The sequence below is a fragment of the Spongiimicrobium sp. 3-5 genome (assembly GCF_046557915.1).
Taxonomy (GTDB): domain Bacteria; phylum Bacteroidota; class Bacteroidia; order Flavobacteriales; family Flavobacteriaceae; genus JBHEBG01.
In genome coordinates, this window is the sequence record NZ_JBHEBG010000006.1 from 81267 (window position 1) to 97278 (window position 16012).

Genomic DNA, 16012 nt, shown 5'->3' on the forward strand with positions numbered 1-16012 from the left:
ACTTATAGGTTAGGGAAAAAGCAAGTGTACCGGAGTATCCAGGGTTACTTCTTTTTCAATATCCAACAGCTTGCCGGTTGCCGCATCAATTTGAAAGACCACAATGTTATTGGATCTCTGGTTAGCTACAAGCAGGTGTTTACCATTGGGTGATAGGGTAAAAAACCGGGGCCAATCTCCCTTTACCGGAAAAGTATCGATGAGTTGTAGCATCCCCGATTCCGAAACCGATAAAACGGCAATACTATTATGTCCTCTATTGGATACGTAAAGATATTTACCGTTGGAAGAAATCTCCACATGTCCTATATAACTGGTTTCCGTGTAGCCTTCTGGTAGCGAAACCTGCTCATCTATTAAGGTAAGTTCCGAACTATCATCCCCATACTTTAGGGACTGAACCCTATTATTTAACTCATTGACTACAAAGGCCATTTTTTTAGTAGGGTGAAAAACCAAATGCCTTGGTCCGGAACCTCCTTCAAGCTCAAAAGCCGTTTTTCCTTGACCCAAGGCGCCAGTGGCCTCATTAAATTGATAGGACAAAACCTGATCTATTCCCAAATCTACCGCATAAAGTTGATTGCCCGAAGGATTCCACAATGAACAATGGGCATGCGGCGCCTTTTGACGTGTAGAATCTGCTCCTTGTCCGGAATGATTTCTTATCTCCGGATTGGGTAGTATCTGCCCTTCCTCCCCCAATTTAAACAAGGTAATGTTACCTCCTGAGTAATTGGCGGCACTAAGATATGTTGTGTTGGGGTTCAACGATACATAACAGGGATGATCTCCCTGGGTAAGTTGATGACTTTGAGTAGTAAGCGTCTTATTTTTACTGTCCCAAATAAAACTGCTTACACCTCCCCCTTTGCTTTCGGGTCCTTTTCCGTCCTCGTTTATTGCATAAACTATGCTTTTATCCGCTGAAAAATCTAGATAAGACGGGTTATTGGTTTTGGCAAGGAGTCCTTTAGTTGCAATTTCACCAGTAATGGTATCCAAACTGAGTAGATAAATACCTTCACTTTCCTTATTGGTATACGTACCTGCAATAATATCGATCGTAGTAGATTTCACTTCTTTAGCTTTTGGGTTGCACGCTATTATGGTAACCATAAAAACGAACAACACCCCGGTTTTTAATTTGCAAAATATCATTGAAACTTATTAGTTGTTAAACAGTCCTTATTTTATATACTCGACAATTTACGACAGCTAAACGAAAACATCCAATATTAGTACCATAATTATTCCGACCACGCCAACTATGGTTTCCATTACGGTCCAGGATTTAAACGTATCCTTTAAACTAAGATTAAAATACTCTTTATACATCCAGAAACCAGAATCATTTACGTGCGAAAACATTAGGCTACCCGCCCCAATGGCCAAAACCATGAGGTTGGCATCCACTCCTGTTGTTTCTATCAGGGGAGCAATAATTCCGGCCGTGGTCAATCCGGCCACGGTAGCCGATCCTAGACTTACCCTAATAATTGTAGCCATTATGAAACCCAAAATCAATGGATTTACTTCCCATCCTCCCAACAAATCTGCAATATCGGAACTTACACCGCTATCTATAAAGACTTGTTTTAGAGCTCCTGCGCCCGCAACGATTAAAAGAATCATGGCCACATCTTTTACAGAATCCGCATAGTCTACCATAATGGCTTTCATTTTAATTTTACGCCTTATTCCGAGCGAGTAAGTAGCTATCATCAGAGATATTAGCATAACGGTTACTGGATCGGCAAGAAATACGAAAAGACTGATCAGAGTTTTACTTGTTACCGACAGATAAGGTAATAAGGAAGATGCTGCCAGTAAAAAAACAGGCAATAATGCGGTAGCAAAACAATTAAATCCACTAGGGAGATCCTCATTGGAAATTTCTTTGGGTCTAAATGTTTCCAGAGGATGGGCTTCTATTCGTTTTAGGGTTTTGGCAAATAATGGTCCGGCCACTACCATACAGGGAATGGCCACAAAAAGGCCATAAATAAGGGTAGTACTCAAATTAGCATCGAATTGGGCAACCAACGCAGTGGGTGAGGGATGTGGAGGTAAAAACCCATGGGTAACCGATAGTGCCGCCAACATGGGAATGCCTATGTATACTGCAGGTAGTTTAAATTGATAGACTATCGAAAAAATTAATGGTACCAGAAGTACAAACCCTACATTGTAAAACAAGGGTATGCCCACTATAAACCCGGTGATCATCAACGCCCATTGAATGTATTTTTCCCCAAAGGCATCCATCAAAACCAAAGTTATCTTTTTTGCGGCTCCACTCTCGGCTATAATCTTGCCAAACATAGCCCCAAGGCAAATGATAACTGCCAAGGAACCTAACATACCCCCTATTCCCACCTCCAAGGATTTGGAAACTTCCCCTATGGGAATCCCGAGCAATACTCCGGCTAAAATAGATACTACAAGAAAGGCCAGAAAAGGGTTTATCTTCCCCCAGGTAATCAACAATACGAGTACCAGAACACAAAAAACAACAACTAAAATGGTCATGAAGATTGGTTTTACAATACATTAATGCCGTCCTTACCAAAACGTTTTATGGACCGGGACTACAGGAAACCCTTTGGGGTCTTATAATTTCATTAAAAAAGAAAGGCTCTTGGGTACTTGGGTTACCACATTTGAAGATTCATCTTCTATAAACATATACTTTATACCCAATCTGGTACCTTCCGTTACCAATGCCTTTATATCTATAGAACCCGTGCCAAGTACCACATTGGTTTCCACATCGGAATGGCCAGAAGTGTCACCTACTGTACCAACGGCCATGTCTTTCAGGTGCATTAATTTAAACTTTGTCGGATATTTTCTTAGCATTTGTAGTGGGTCTGCGCCTCCGTGGGCAAACCAGTATACGTCCATTTCAAAATTAAAATCCAATGCATTTTCTACCATATAATCGAATAAAGTTCCTCCTTTATAAGGTCTAAATTCATAGCCATGTGCGTGATAGACGAGTTCCTTTCCCGCCGCTTTTAACATAGCGCCCGTTTCATTAAAAACTTTAACGGCCTTTTTTGTATCCTTAATCGTGAAGTTATTTCCATCATGTGGTATCCAGGGGCACATTATGTATTTTGCATCAAAAGTGTTAGCCCTTGCCAATGCCTTCTGAGGCGACTCTTGTAATTCTTCAAAAGAGGTCCCAACACTTACTACATCTAGGCCATTCTTCTTTAACAACGCCACAAATTCCTCCTCTGGCACGCCATAGGTGTCTTCTCCACCCTCTATTTTTGATATGCCCCAGCTGCTGATCAATTTAAGGGTACCGGGTACGTCTTGCTTAAACTGTTCCCTAAGACTATACAATTGAATACCTATTTCCTGGGAAAATACTATGGGGCAATTTAGCATAAACGCTATACAGAATACAGTTATGAGTTTAAAACCAAATCTCATTGAAGTACCATTTACTTTACGTTAATAAATTTCCTTGCTCATCCCATTCGGCCAACACGCCCCTCTTACTTTGGTCTACACATTTAGCCAACCACGCCGGGTCATAGGAGATCCCATGTTGGGCCAAAACATCGTCTGGGACTCCATCCCAAACATTTGGCATATTGCCTTTGTATCCCAAATCCTCTATACCCATTTTGGAGGTATAATAACCCGTGAGTGTTAGGTTTCGTATTAATGAGAAAAACTGAATTTCCAAAGGGTGTTCCGCTTCGGGTACTTCAATATCCGGAAAAGCAATGGTATCTAGAATACTGGTTTGTTGTTCTGGTAATGCCGATTTAAATTCGGTGTTGAACTCTGTATTGCACTTATGGTCTAACCACATAAGACCACCCCTAAGGTTTGTTTGCATTTCTGGCATATCCTTAGCCATAAATTCTATAAAATCCGGTACACCGGCCTCCGAAGCACTTCCATAGTTTTCATTGGCGGGTAAAATTAAGTCGCAGAGCACCGATAAAGTAGCCATTTCATGTTCGTTAAAGAACTGCTTCGCATTAAGCTCATCGATTAGTTTTTCTTCTTCCGGTGTTCTACCAAAATATTTTTTATCGCCTTCAGCGATTGCCATGTCTTCGGAAACCTCAGCTTCGGGTTTGCATCCATGGATGGCCAATCCGCCTGCCACAGAGCCTAGGATTATGGATTTTATACTCTTTCTCCTGTCCATTTCTTAGATGTTTTGTTGCTTTAATTGTTCAATTATATAGTCAGACGTACGCCAAGCAAGTGCCAAGATGGTCCAAGTAGGATTTTTATCGGCTTGCGAAACAAAGGGCCCTCCGTCTACAATAAAGACATTGTCCACTTCGTGCATTTGTTCAAATTTATTGGTTACTGAAGTTTTTGGGTCATTGCCCATGCGTGTGGTACCTACCTCGTGGATTATTCTACCGGGTGCCAAAAGCCCATAATCATCTTCTTTTGTCGGGGTTTCTCCCAAAATTTCTCCACCGGCGTTATGAAAAATTTCCTCAAAGGTCTCGTGCATATGTTTGGCCTGCTTTCTCTCAAAATCGGACCATTTGTAATTAAAGCGCAAGACGGGTATACCATATTCATCCACTTTTGTTGGGTCTATTTCGCAGTAGTTATCTTTCATGGCGACGGATTCACCTCTACCACTTATCCCCATAACGGAGCCGTAATATTTTTTGACATCATCTCGCAGCCCATTTCCATAACCGCCCACCTTAATACCAAAAAACTTATTGAGCTCGTTAACATTAAATCCAAAACCATAGCTTGGCATACCGATACCTCCCCAAACTTCGGTATGGTATCCTCTCGGGAAGTCTAATTTTTTATTATCCAACCACCAAGGGGTATATATGTGCATACCACCTACACCATCTTCATTATATAATTTACGGTTCATTAAATCCGGGATAAATGCTGCTCTGCTGCTTCCGGTAGAATCGTGAAGATACTTCCCTACAATATTGCTAGAATTACCAAGCCCGTTGGGGTGTTGTTTGCTCTTGGAGTTTAATAATATTCTTGCTGAACTGCAGGCAGAGGCCGCCAAAACTACTACCTTTCCTTTAAGTTTATATTCCTTTCTATCTTCCTTGCTAACGTAGGACACCCCAGTGGCGTGCCCTTCTTCGTTGGTGGTCACCTCGCGGACCATGGCATTGACGAATAAATCTACCTGTCCTCCATTTTTTTGGGCCGGAAATATTAAGCAAGAGCCTGCTGAAAAATCTGCGTAGACCTGACAAGCCCTACCGCATTGTCCACAATAAAAACATACACCTCTATCGTTATTTATTTTCTTTGTCAACATGGACATTCTAGAAGGAATCACCGGTATATTTGCCTTTTTGGCTCCTTTTATGTAAAACAATTCGTGTAGTCTTGGTTTTGGGGGAGGAAGGAAGAAACCGTCTGGTTCATTGGGTAAATTTTCCTTTGTACCAAACAATCCGATAAGTTTATCAACCTTGTCATAATAGGGTTTTACATCCTCATAGGCTATGGGCCAGTTATCTCCAAGACCGTCTTCATTTTTGCGCTTAAAATCCTTTGGTCCAAAACGTAGGGATATCCTTCCCCAATGATTTGTTCGGCCTCCCAACATTCGTGATCGGAACCAATCGAACTTAGTTCCATCTTTATGGGTATACGGTTCACCCTCAATTTCCCATCCACCATAAGCACTATCGAAATCTCCGAAAGGGCGTATGTTACTTGCCCCTCTTCTAGGAGACTCCCATGGCCATTTTAACTGGGTTTGTTGTTTTGGATCGGCGGGATCAAAAAAAGGACCAGCCTCTACTACAGCTACTTTAAGTCCGGCATCCGCCAGAACTTTAGTCGCCATACCACCACCGGCCCCCGAACCTACTATGATAACATCATAAGTAGTTGAGGATTCTATTATCTGCATAAAGTTGTTGTTTTTTACTAAAGTGGCAGAAAGTTATAAAATCCATTCACAACAACTGCATAAAAGGTACATTTTGACTAAAAAATATATGAAATTGACAGAATAATTGGATTCTTATAGAAATATAACTAGTTGTACAGGTGTTTTTTCGTCTTTTTAACAAAGCAATTGAATCCCTACTCTTAAAGCACCCGCTTTATACCCGAAAAATCTTGTCGGTACTTGGTAGGTGTATGGCCCTTGTTCTTCTTAAATATTCTATTAAAGTTGGCAATACTATTAAAACCGCACATAAATGCAATTTCGGAGATACTTAAGTCCTTTTCTATGAGCCATCTGGTTGCATACCCAATTCTTACCGTGTTTAGATATTCTACAAAAGTCTTACCCGTTCTTTTCTTTATAAACCGATTAAAGGATACGTTGCTCATATTTACCAATTCCGATACTTCGGTCAGCGTAATTTTTGAAGCGTAATTCTTTTGGATGTAGTCGTATAACAACTTGATTTTATCACCGTTCTCAAAATTTTCGAGCTGAACGGTAAAGGTTGATAAAAGGCGTTGGTTTCTAGAATTGGCCAAATCGTACATAATGGAAAGCAACTCCAAAAAGTAATCAATACCATCCAATTTTGAAACCTTCAATATCCTTGGAGCAATATTTTTGGTAGTCTTTTGGGAAAACAAAATGCCATGCACAGATCTATCAAACATATCCTTTATAGGTTTCATTATATCCTTGCTAAGAAATGATTCTGTAAAAAGATCGTTATGAAATTGAATGGTAACCTCTCTAATGCCTTTATTGGTGCAATTGTATTGTTCCCAGCAATGGTACAAACTAGGCCCCACCAAAACCAGTTCGTAATCTTCCGTTTCCTCCATACTATCCCCTACCACCCTTCTAAGTCCGCTACCATTATGGATAAAATTAAGTTCCAGTTCTGGGTGATAATGAATGGGGTAATCAAAGCAGTCCTTAGTGCGATCAATCACAAAAAAGCTATCTTGAACAGACATTGGAGTAATTTCCCTATGGAATTTTTTAAGGACATCAACTTTCATATACATAGTTTATTGGCAATTATTAGATATTGATTTGATAAAATAGTATCTATTCTTAGCAACAGCATGAACTATATTTGCTAATGACAATATTCCGATTTATTAAGGATATTTCAAAAATAATTAAAAAAAATAGCGATATACCTAATTATGAGTATTTATAACTATGATTTCGTAATCCGTTAAATATTTTTTGTAAAAATGTTTGAGTCATTGATAAGTATAAGTACCAAAAGTGAAAAAATTAGACTTTTATTTGTAAAAATAATACTGCTTTTGTTTATCGTTTCTTCCTGCAAATCCACAACAGCACTTATGCGAAAAGATGCCCAATTGGCAGATGCAAAGGCAACTAAAGAAACCAAATACCTTTACAATAGAATAAACGCCCTTTCCAAAGTTGGTTATGCCTTTGGGCATCAGGATGCCACAGCCTATGGCATGGGTTGGAAAAACGATGGGAAACTATATAAGAGCGATGTGAACGAAGTTACCGGAGATCACCCTGCAGTGCATGGTTTTGAGTTGGGCCACCTAGAATTGGGGCATACACAGAATCTGGATACGGTAAATTTTGGGCTTATGAAGACTTTGATCCGTAAGGCACATCAAAAAGGTGGAATAATTACCATTAGCTGGCATCCGAACAACCCGGTTTCACTTAAAAGTTCCTGGGACCATACCCCCGCCGTATACGCCATATTAAAAGGGGCGCCCTTACATCAAAAATATAGGGCCTGGCTTAGGAAAGTGGCCGATTTTATGCTCGACCTTAAGGACGCCTCCGGAAATGCCATCCCCGTAGCCTTTAGACCTTTTCATGAAATGAGCGGTCCATGGTTCTGGTGGGGAGAAGGGCATTGCTCATCCGAGGAATATAAAAAACTATGGCAAGAGACTTTTGATATTCTTACCAACGATTATGAAGTACATAACCTATTATATATCTATGCCCCCGATGTGGTAGAGGACAGCGCAGGTTATCTAAAGTATTACCCTGGAGACAATTTTGTGGATATGTTGGGTATAGATATATACCACAAACGTTCTGCCGAAGAGTTTATGACCATCCTAAAAAAGGATCTCGCCATCTTGAAAAAAGTTGCGACCGATAAAAAGATGCCCTACGCACTTACAGAAAGTGGTTTAAATATGATCCCCATTCCCAATTGGTGGACCCAAGTCTTGGATAAGGAAATAGGTGGTACCGGTATTGCATGGGCCCTTTTTTGGAGAAATGCATGGCCAAATCATTATTTTGCACCTTTCACGGGCCAAGGAAGTAGTGAAGACTTTGTTACTTTTAAGAATCTTCCCCATGTTCTTTTTTTAAAGGACATCAAGAAAATTAGATAACAACCAGACCATAGCTTTGAAAGTAGAAATAATGTCATGGAAAAATTAAAACTTAAAGAAAAACTGGGTTACGGATATGGCGATTTTGCTTCCTCCATGTTCTGGAAGATGTTTTCTGTTTATCTGCTCTATTTCTATACAGATGTTTTTGGTATTTCTGCTGCTGTTGTAGGTACTATGTTCCTTATTACACGAATTTTTGATGGGGCCAACGACCCCATAATGGGTATTATTGCGGATAGGACAAATACCAAATGGGGAAAGTTTAGACCCTACCTGCTTTGGATGGCCATACCTTTTGGAATAATTGGGGTACTTACGTTTACCACCCCCGAGCTGAGCACAAATTCCAAAATTGTTTACGCCTATGTTACCTATTGCTTAATGATGATAATCTATACGGCCGTAAACGTTCCTTACGCCTCCTTATTAGGGGTAATGACCTCTAACCTAAAAGACCGTACGTCCTTGGCCTCATACAGATTTATTTTTGCGTTTGCCGGGAGTATATTGGTGCTAGCGACCGCCGAACCCTTGGTAAGCTATTTCAGCCAAACTGCAAATGGAGAAACCGACGCCACGCGGGGTTGGCAGTATACCATGATCATCTACGCGATCATTGCAGCAGTTTTCTTCTATGGCACCTTCTATTTTACCAAAGAAAGGATAACCCCTCCTAAACAACAGAAGACCTCATTAAAGGAAGATCTTAAAAATTTAGCATCAAATAAACCATGGTTTATCTTATTGGGAGCTGGTGTAGCCACCCTAATTTTTAACTCCCTCAGGGATGGTTCTGCCATCTATTATTTTAAATATTATTTTGTGGATCAAGAAGCCTTCCTTTTACCGGTTGTTGGTATTTCCATAACCTTCAGTACACTATACCTTGTATTGGGACAGGCAGCCAACATTGTTGGGGTAATACTTGCCAAACCCATATCCGACAGGTTAGGCAAAAAGAAAACCTTTCTTTTTGCCATGATTCTGGCTACTGTATTCAGTTGTATCTTTTTCTGGTTTAGGGAAGACCATTTAACCCTCATATTTACCTTTCAATTTTTGATCAGTATTTGCGCCGGAATAATATTTCCGCTATTGTGGTCTATGTACGCAGATATTGCTGATTTTTCTGAATGGAAAACTGGCCGTAGGGCCACCGGACTTATATTTTCTTCCTCGTCCATGTCCCAAAAAATGGGTTGGACCCTTGGTGGGGCGGTAACAGGTTGGATGCTCGCCTTTTATGGGTTTGAGGCCAATATGGTACAAACCGAAGAAGCTAAAACCGGAATACGAATGATGCTTAGTTTCTTGCCTGCGGCCGGCGCTCTAATATCTGCAATATTCATTTTGTTCTACAAATTAGATGATGCCTTTATGCAAAAAATAAATACGGACTTATTACATAGAAGATCACAAGAACAATAATTTTTTTATTATAATTTTTATGACTCGACCCTTAACATTACAGCAAACGGAAATCCGATTTGAAAAACTGTTGAAAGAATATGATACCCTGTGTACTAAAGCCAATATAGCCAAACCCCATATAAATGGTATATTTAAAAGATATGTGCACCCAATTATTACGGCGGCCCATATTCCATTACATTGGCGTTATGACCTAAATCCTAATACCAACCCGCTAGGATTGGAACGCATAGGCGTTAATGCCGCTTTTAACGCCGGGGCTATAAAATGGGACAATAAATATGTTCTGGTAGTGCGCGTGGAAGGTAGCGATAGAAAATCGTACTTCGCCTTTGCGGAAAGCCCTAATGGCATAGATAATTTTAAGTTTTGGGATAAACCTTTGGTGTTGCCCCAAAATGAAATTCCAGATGTAAACACCTACGATATGCGGTTGGTGACCCATGAAGATGGTTTTATCTATGGTATTTTTTGTACGGAAAGGAAAGATCCGGATTCGCCCAGTGGCGATACATCATCGGCAGTGGCCAATGCCGGAATAATACGTTCAAAAGATCTTAAACAATGGGAAAGGCTACCAGACCTGGTTTCTTCTTCCAAACAACAACGCAACGTTACATTACACCCAGAATTTGTAAATGGAAAATACGCAGTCTATACAAGGCCACAAGATGGGTTTATCGAAACTGGCTCTGGCGGAGGCATAGGATTGGGGTATATTTCCGATATGCGGAATCCTGTTGTAGAAGGCGAGATAATCATCAACCCAAAAAAATATCATACCGTTTATGAACTGAAAAACGGTCAGGGGCCATCACCGATAAAAACCAAGGACGGATGGTTACATTTGGCCCATGCCGTAAGGAATACAGCCGCCGGACTTCGTTATGTGCTTTATATGTTTGTCACAGATCTTAATGACATTACCAAAGTAATACACCAACCGGGAGGATATCTTATGGCCCCTAGTAATGACGAAATCATTGGTGATGTAGGCAATGTATTGTTTGCAAACGGATGGATAGTAGATGAGGATGGAAAAGTATTTATCTACTACGCATCATCGGATACCCGAATGCATGTTGCCACATCCACAATAGATATTTTGCTGGATTATTGCAAAAACACCCCGGAAGACAGACTCTCCTCTACCGCTTCCGTCGAAAATATTTTAAATCTAATAGAGAGTAACAGAGGATTTTATTAGTGTAATGTTCAATTAGTTTAGTTATTTTATTGTTTAGGTATTTGCAAAATGGGAAGGGCAATTCCCAAAAAATACCAAGGAATGGTTTTAGTGCCAAGAAGGCACTTAAAGCTCTATACATTACCTAAAAAGCGCCTTTTGAAAAGTTTCAAAGGGCGCCGTGGTTACAAGGAATGACAAAAGAAGATTACGGAACAACTTATTACAAAAACAGGAATATCCCCATGCACCAAAAGTTTATAAACGCCGTAAGTACGCAACTGATATCCATTTTAAGTTATTGGAAAAATAATACCAAGGACGAAGAACATGGTGGTTTTCATGGCAGAATAGACCATAACAACAAGGTTATTGAAAAAGCGGACAAAAGTGTGATCCTCAATACCAGGATACTCTGGACATTTTCGGCCGCGTCCAATTATTACGGGGATAATCGTTATGGCCAAGAATGTAAACGTGCGTACAACTTTTTAAAATCCAATTTCAGGGACACCCAATTCGATGGTGTTTTTTGGCAGCTTAATTATTTGGGTAAGCCTACAAACACCAGAAAACAGGTATATGCCCAAGCTTTTACCATCTATGCACTAGCGGAGTACTTTAAATACTGTAAAAAAAACGAGGTGCTTGTATGGGCAATGTCTCTCTTTAATTTATTGGAAACCAAAGCTTATCGCCCCCAAATTGGTGGTTATATAGAAGCTTTTGATGAGGATTGGGGACCCATTACTGATATGAGATTAAGCCCAAAAGACATAAATGCACCCATTACCATGAATACACATTTGCATATCCTGGAAGCCTATACCACCCTATACGAGGTAAGCAAGGATAAAGAAGTAGGTGCTGCCCTTGCCCGATTGATTCGGTTATTCCATGAACGTTTCAGTAGTAAAAACAATCACTTTAAGCTGTTCTTTTCGGATCAATGGAAAAGCCTCTCCACCGAGGCCTCTTTTGGGCACGATATTGAGGCCGTATGGCTAATGCTACACGCATGTGATATCCTTGGTGAAAAAAATTTAATGGAAAAGACGGTGCAGTTATCCTTAAAGGTAACCGATACTTTTCTAGAAGAAGCATTGGATAAAGATTTCGGAGTTTTTAATGCTATGGATTTGGCTACCTCAAAAATGGATACCGATAAACACTGGTGGCCGCAGATAGAGGCAGTTGTGGGTTTAATTTATAATTGGAAAATTTCGGGAAAGGATACCCAATTGGATATCGCAAAAAAAATATGGCAATTTATCGATGCCAAAATTATAGACCGTCCCTTGGGAGAATGGTACTTTAGAGTAGATCAAAAAGGAATTCCATATACGGACGAAAACAAGGTCGGCCCCTGGAAATGTCCATATCATAACGGTAGGGGGTGTATTCAAATATTAAGGCAGCTTCAACCGTCCTCAGTATAAATTACGGTAGTTCCAAATGGTTAAGGAAGTTGCACGTGACAGCTTACGTTTTTTAAAGTGTACCCTAGGGCACACTCCCTACAAAATTAAACATAATTCGCTTGTTCTTAGCAATATGGTAACATTCGACACCTTTGGTGAATCAATAATGTCAATATAATACCAACCCTGTTCTAGGGGTGCAAAATCGATCATATCTATATAAAATGGGCCTCTCGGTTATCAAATTACTTAAAATTTTAACACATATTTAATAATTTGATTACTAATTGACAAAATACTATAAAGCCTTGGTTCTTCTTTCCTATACATTTGTTCAATTAGCTTACGTAACGTTTTATTAACATTTCTCTATCGGCAAATAGAGCTTATGGATATATAAAACAACGGACTCACTAAAATAATTATAACTAACTAACATTGATGATTATGAATCAAAAAAATGAATGTAACTCGTTAAGACCTAGGAGAAGATCATTTTCTTTTAGCCTTGGGTTTTTATCGATGCTGGTTTGCCTGGGAACACAGTTTGCCCTGGCAAGTCCGGAGTTGAATGTTGAAAATTTGAAATTCACCAACAGTTTACAAGCTACCATTACCGGTACGGTTGTAGATGCTAACGGAGCTCCTTTACCAGGTGCCAACGTCTTGGTGAAAGGTACCACAAATGGTACTCAAACCGATTTTGATGGTAACTATTCCATTGAGGCAGATGCTAATGCCACACTGGTTTTCAGTTATATCGGGTTTTCCTCCCAAGAGGTGGCAGTTAACGGGCAGTCTTCTATCAATATTACCCTTATTGAAGATGCCAGCCAATTGGATGAAGTGGTCATTACGGGTTATTCTGCGCAAAACACCAGAGACATTACCGGTTCTGTAACTACTGTAAAATCTGAGGCCCTGGCCGCTACTGCTCCCCTAAACTTTGAGGAAGCCTTGCAGGGGCAGAGCTCAGGTGTTATAGTTGGTAACCAAGGAGGTCCAGGTTCCGGTGCCATTGTAAGAATACGTGGGTATGGTACCATAAACGGAAACGATCCTTTATATATAATAGATGGTACACCAACCGATGCCGGACTTACGGAAATAAATCCGAACGATATAGAGTCCGTTCAAATTCTGAAAGATGCCTCTTCTGCAGCAATTTATGGGAACAGAGCGGCTAACGGTGTAATTATTGTGACAACGAAATCTGGTAAAAGGAATTCTAAAGTGAACTTTTCCGCTGATGCCTATGTAGGCGTAGATTTCATTCCTTCCTCTGTGTACCCCGATTTAGCAACCCCACAACAATTGGCAGATGCCGTTTGGGAAGCCAATGCCAATGATGGTACCGTAGCGAGTAACCCACAATATGGATCTGGCCCTACACCAGTACTACCTGTTTACCTTTTTCCACAAGGAGCGCAGACCGCGGACGAAAGTAGCTATAGCTTTCCCGATAACAGAATTACCCGCGCAAACCCACAGGGTACGGATTGGTTCGACGAATATTTTGATAATGCCATTACTAGAAATTTTAATGTAAGTGCCAGTGGCGGATCGGAAGATTCCAATTTCTTTATGTCTTTAGGTGCGTTGGACCAAGAAGGTGTGGCATTGGGAACCAATTTTACACGATACAATTTAAGGACCAATTCGTCTTTTGATATTACCGATAAGTTTAGAGTAGGAGAGAATGTTTCCATTACCTATTCGGAGCAAGTGGTTCCTCCTGGGGCCGATGTGAATAATGGTGCAATAGCTTCCTTATTCAGAATAAACCCATTAATACCTGTACGCGACGTAGGAGGTAATTTTGCCGGATCTGGTGTAGGTGGTTTGGGTAACGGACGTAACCCTATTGGTGTTGCCGAAAGGGAAAGTGGAAATGATATCCTAAGCTTCAGGGCATTGGGAAATTTTTATGCCGAATATGATATCATTGAAAATTTAACCTTCAAGACCAACCTAGGTTTCGACCTTTGGTCCGTGAACACCTCTTCCTTCGATCCAGCTTCTTTTGAGAACGAAGCACCTACCAACAATTTGTTAACTGAGTACTCTTCACTTAGAAGAACCTATACTTGGTTTAACACACTTACTTATAACAAGTCCTTTGGAGAACACGATTTTGATGTTTTATTGGGAACGGAATACAACAGGGATTTGTTCAGACAAACACAGTCTAGTATAGGAGGCTTCCTTTTTGACGATGTTGAGAACATTAGGTTCTTACAGTTCGGTACGGGTGCCCAAAATGCCGTAGGTAATGGGTTCATTACTTCCTACTTTTCAGGTTTTGGAAAAGTGGATTATAAATACAAGGACACATATTTGCTAAGCGGTACCTTACGTTACGATAGTTCCTCACTGTTCAACGAAGACCAAAGAGATGGTTTCTTTCCTTCTGTAAGTGCAGGTTGGAGAATCAGCAATGAGGCATTTATGACCGATTCCAATGTGTTTACCGATTTAATGCTAAAAGTAGGTTATGGAGTAGTTGCAAATGATGGCAATATTGCCGCCAATGCAACATCGGATACCTTTAGCCCAAATGCGGATTTCTTTTCTTATCCTAACAGCAATACAGGATCGGCAACAGGATATGGGCTAAATAACCGAGGAAATCCAGATTTGGAATGGGAAACTACTACCACTTTAAATATAGGTATTAGCTCTAGGCTGTTTGATATGCTTACCTTCGATTTTGAGTACTACGATGCCAAAACAGAAGATATGCTGTTGGCCGTGGGTGGAGATCCAACCGTTTTAGGTTCTGTAAACACCATTGTATCTAACTTGGGAGAAATGACCAACAAAGGTTTTGATGCAGCTTTGGGTTATGGAAACAACAACCCAGACGGTTTTAACTACAACATTGGCCTTAATATTTCTGGCTACACCAACGAAGTAACCGTCTTAGATCCCGACAATGCGGATTTCTTTATTCTAGGTCAAAGATTAAGGGACCAAAACCCAACAAGGACCCAGGCCGGACAACCCTTGTCATCTTTCTACGGTAAGGTATTTACAGGTATCGGTGCCGATGGTAGAATGCAGTTTGCCAATGGTGGGGAACAAGAATATATAGGAAATCCACATCCAGATTTTACTTATGGAGTTAGCTTTAGTGGTAACTATAGAAACTTGGATTTTTCGCTACTTATCCAAGGTTCACAAGGAAATGATTTGTACAACTTTTTGAAGTTCTTTACGGATTTCAATACCTTTCCAGGTGCCAAAAGTGTAAACTACGTTAATAGTAATGGCCTACCGGCCCTTACAAACGATGCAGGAATTATATCGGAGGAATCTGCTCAGTCTTCTTATTATGTAGAAGATGGTTCTTATGCCAGATTAAAGAATATCGTTATCGGTTACACACTTCCCGAGGCAATTACCGAAAAATTGGGTGTATCCAAGATAAGATGGTACTTGCAGGGAAAAAATTTACTGACCCTTACAGATTACACTGGTCTAGATCCAGAAGTAAACTTGCGGAATACTGGGCTTAGCGATGGAAACTCCATCAGTCTGGTTCCAACGGTCAATACAAACTTAACTATCGGTGTGGACAGTGGTGTCTTCCCCATTACAAGATCTCTCATTTTGGGCTTAAATGTATCATTCTAAAAAAAAAAAA

Annotated in this window: 11 protein-coding genes; 5 read left to right on the forward strand and 6 right to left on the reverse strand. The window is 40.3% G+C overall.

What is annotated here, in order from left to right; translation table 11 throughout:
- Window positions 1–9: 9 nt before the first annotated feature.
- The 6 genes from ACEQ81_RS17355 to ACEQ81_RS17380 form a co-directional block, all read right to left on the reverse strand.
- Window positions 10–1161 carry a lactonase family protein gene (locus ACEQ81_RS17355; RefSeq protein ID WP_411032194.1) on the reverse strand — a complete coding sequence of 384 codons (1152 nt, stop codon included), beginning with the start codon at window positions 1159–1161 and terminating at the stop codon, window positions 10–12.
- Between the two features lie 57 nt (window positions 1162–1218).
- A complete protein-coding gene (locus ACEQ81_RS17360; protein WP_411032195.1) occupies window positions 1219–2532 on the reverse strand; it encodes a gluconate:H+ symporter in 1314 nt (437 codons plus the stop codon).
- Between the two features lie 81 nt (window positions 2533–2613).
- Window positions 2614–3447: a sugar phosphate isomerase/epimerase family protein gene (locus ACEQ81_RS17365; RefSeq protein WP_411032196.1), complete on the reverse strand. Its 834-nt coding sequence runs from the start codon at window positions 3445–3447 to the stop codon at window positions 2614–2616.
- 16 nt (window positions 3448–3463) lie between these two features.
- Window positions 3464–4180, reverse strand: a complete 717-nt coding sequence (locus ACEQ81_RS17370) for a gluconate 2-dehydrogenase subunit 3 family protein (protein ID WP_411032197.1) — start codon at window positions 4178–4180, stop codon at window positions 3464–3466.
- Between the two features lie 3 nt (window positions 4181–4183).
- A complete protein-coding gene (locus tag ACEQ81_RS17375) occupies window positions 4184–5902 on the reverse strand; it encodes a GMC family oxidoreductase (RefSeq protein ID WP_411032198.1) in 1719 nt (572 codons plus the stop codon).
- Between the two features lie 182 nt (window positions 5903–6084).
- The gene (locus ACEQ81_RS17380; protein ID WP_411032199.1) at window positions 6085–6969 is read right to left on the reverse strand and encodes an AraC family transcriptional regulator; all 885 of its coding nucleotides are present in this window, start codon (window positions 6967–6969) and stop codon (window positions 6085–6087) included.
- A gap of 201 nt (window positions 6970–7170) precedes the next feature.
- On the opposite strand from ACEQ81_RS17380, the gene ACEQ81_RS17385 reads away from it, so the two are divergent.
- The 5 genes from ACEQ81_RS17385 to ACEQ81_RS17405 all read left to right on the forward strand — a co-directional run bounded on the left by ACEQ81_RS17385 (window position 7171) and on the right by ACEQ81_RS17405 (window position 16002).
- Window positions 7171–8325, forward strand: a complete 1155-nt coding sequence (locus ACEQ81_RS17385; RefSeq protein ID WP_411032200.1) for a glycoside hydrolase family 26 protein — start codon at window positions 7171–7173, stop codon at window positions 8323–8325.
- 36 nt (window positions 8326–8361) lie between these two features.
- On the forward strand, window positions 8362–9756 hold the full coding sequence (locus ACEQ81_RS17390; RefSeq protein WP_411032201.1) for an MFS transporter: 1395 nt from the start codon (window positions 8362–8364) through the stop codon (window positions 9754–9756).
- 19 nt (window positions 9757–9775) lie between these two features.
- Window positions 9776–10966, forward strand: coding sequence for a glycosidase (locus tag ACEQ81_RS17395; RefSeq protein WP_411032202.1), 1191 nt, complete (start codon window positions 9776–9778; stop codon window positions 10964–10966).
- Window positions 10967–11139: 173 nt separating this feature from the next.
- The gene (locus ACEQ81_RS17400) at window positions 11140–12384 is read left to right on the forward strand and encodes an AGE family epimerase/isomerase (protein ID WP_411032203.1); all 1245 of its coding nucleotides are present in this window, start codon (window positions 11140–11142) and stop codon (window positions 12382–12384) included.
- Between the two features lie 429 nt (window positions 12385–12813).
- Window positions 12814–16002 carry a SusC/RagA family TonB-linked outer membrane protein gene (locus ACEQ81_RS17405; protein ID WP_411032204.1) on the forward strand — a complete coding sequence of 1063 codons (3189 nt, stop codon included), beginning with the start codon at window positions 12814–12816 and terminating at the stop codon, window positions 16000–16002.
- The last annotated feature ends 10 nt before the right edge of the window (window positions 16003–16012 follow it).

Excerpts from the sequence above, each read along its gene's own strand:
- ACEQ81_RS17375 (WP_411032198.1), bottom strand. The coding sequence starts at position 5,902 with ATGCAGATAATAGAATCCTCAACTACTTATGATGTTATCATAGTAGGT.
- ACEQ81_RS17380 (WP_411032199.1), bottom strand. The coding sequence starts at position 6,969 with ATGAAAGTTGATGTCCTTAAAAAATTCCATAGGGAAATTACTCCAATG.
- ACEQ81_RS17400 (WP_411032203.1), top strand. The coding sequence starts at position 11,140 with ATGACAAAAGAAGATTACGGAACAACTTATTACAAAAACAGGAATATC.
- ACEQ81_RS17395 (WP_411032202.1), top strand. The coding sequence starts at position 9,776 with ATGACTCGACCCTTAACATTACAGCAAACGGAAATCCGATTTGAAAAA.
- ACEQ81_RS17390 (WP_411032201.1), top strand. The coding sequence starts at position 8,362 with ATGGAAAAATTAAAACTTAAAGAAAAACTGGGTTACGGATATGGCGAT.
- ACEQ81_RS17365 (WP_411032196.1), bottom strand. The coding sequence starts at position 3,447 with ATGAGATTTGGTTTTAAACTCATAACTGTATTCTGTATAGCGTTTATG.
- ACEQ81_RS17355 (WP_411032194.1), bottom strand. The coding sequence starts at position 1,161 with ATGATATTTTGCAAATTAAAAACCGGGGTGTTGTTCGTTTTTATGGTT.
- ACEQ81_RS17405 (WP_411032204.1), top strand. The coding sequence starts at position 12,814 with ATGAATCAAAAAAATGAATGTAACTCGTTAAGACCTAGGAGAAGATCA.
- ACEQ81_RS17385 (WP_411032200.1), top strand. The coding sequence starts at position 7,171 with ATGTTTGAGTCATTGATAAGTATAAGTACCAAAAGTGAAAAAATTAGA.
- ACEQ81_RS17360 (WP_411032195.1), bottom strand. The coding sequence starts at position 2,532 with ATGACCATTTTAGTTGTTGTTTTTTGTGTTCTGGTACTCGTATTGTTG.
- ACEQ81_RS17370 (WP_411032197.1), bottom strand. The coding sequence starts at position 4,180 with ATGGACAGGAGAAAGAGTATAAAATCCATAATCCTAGGCTCTGTGGCA.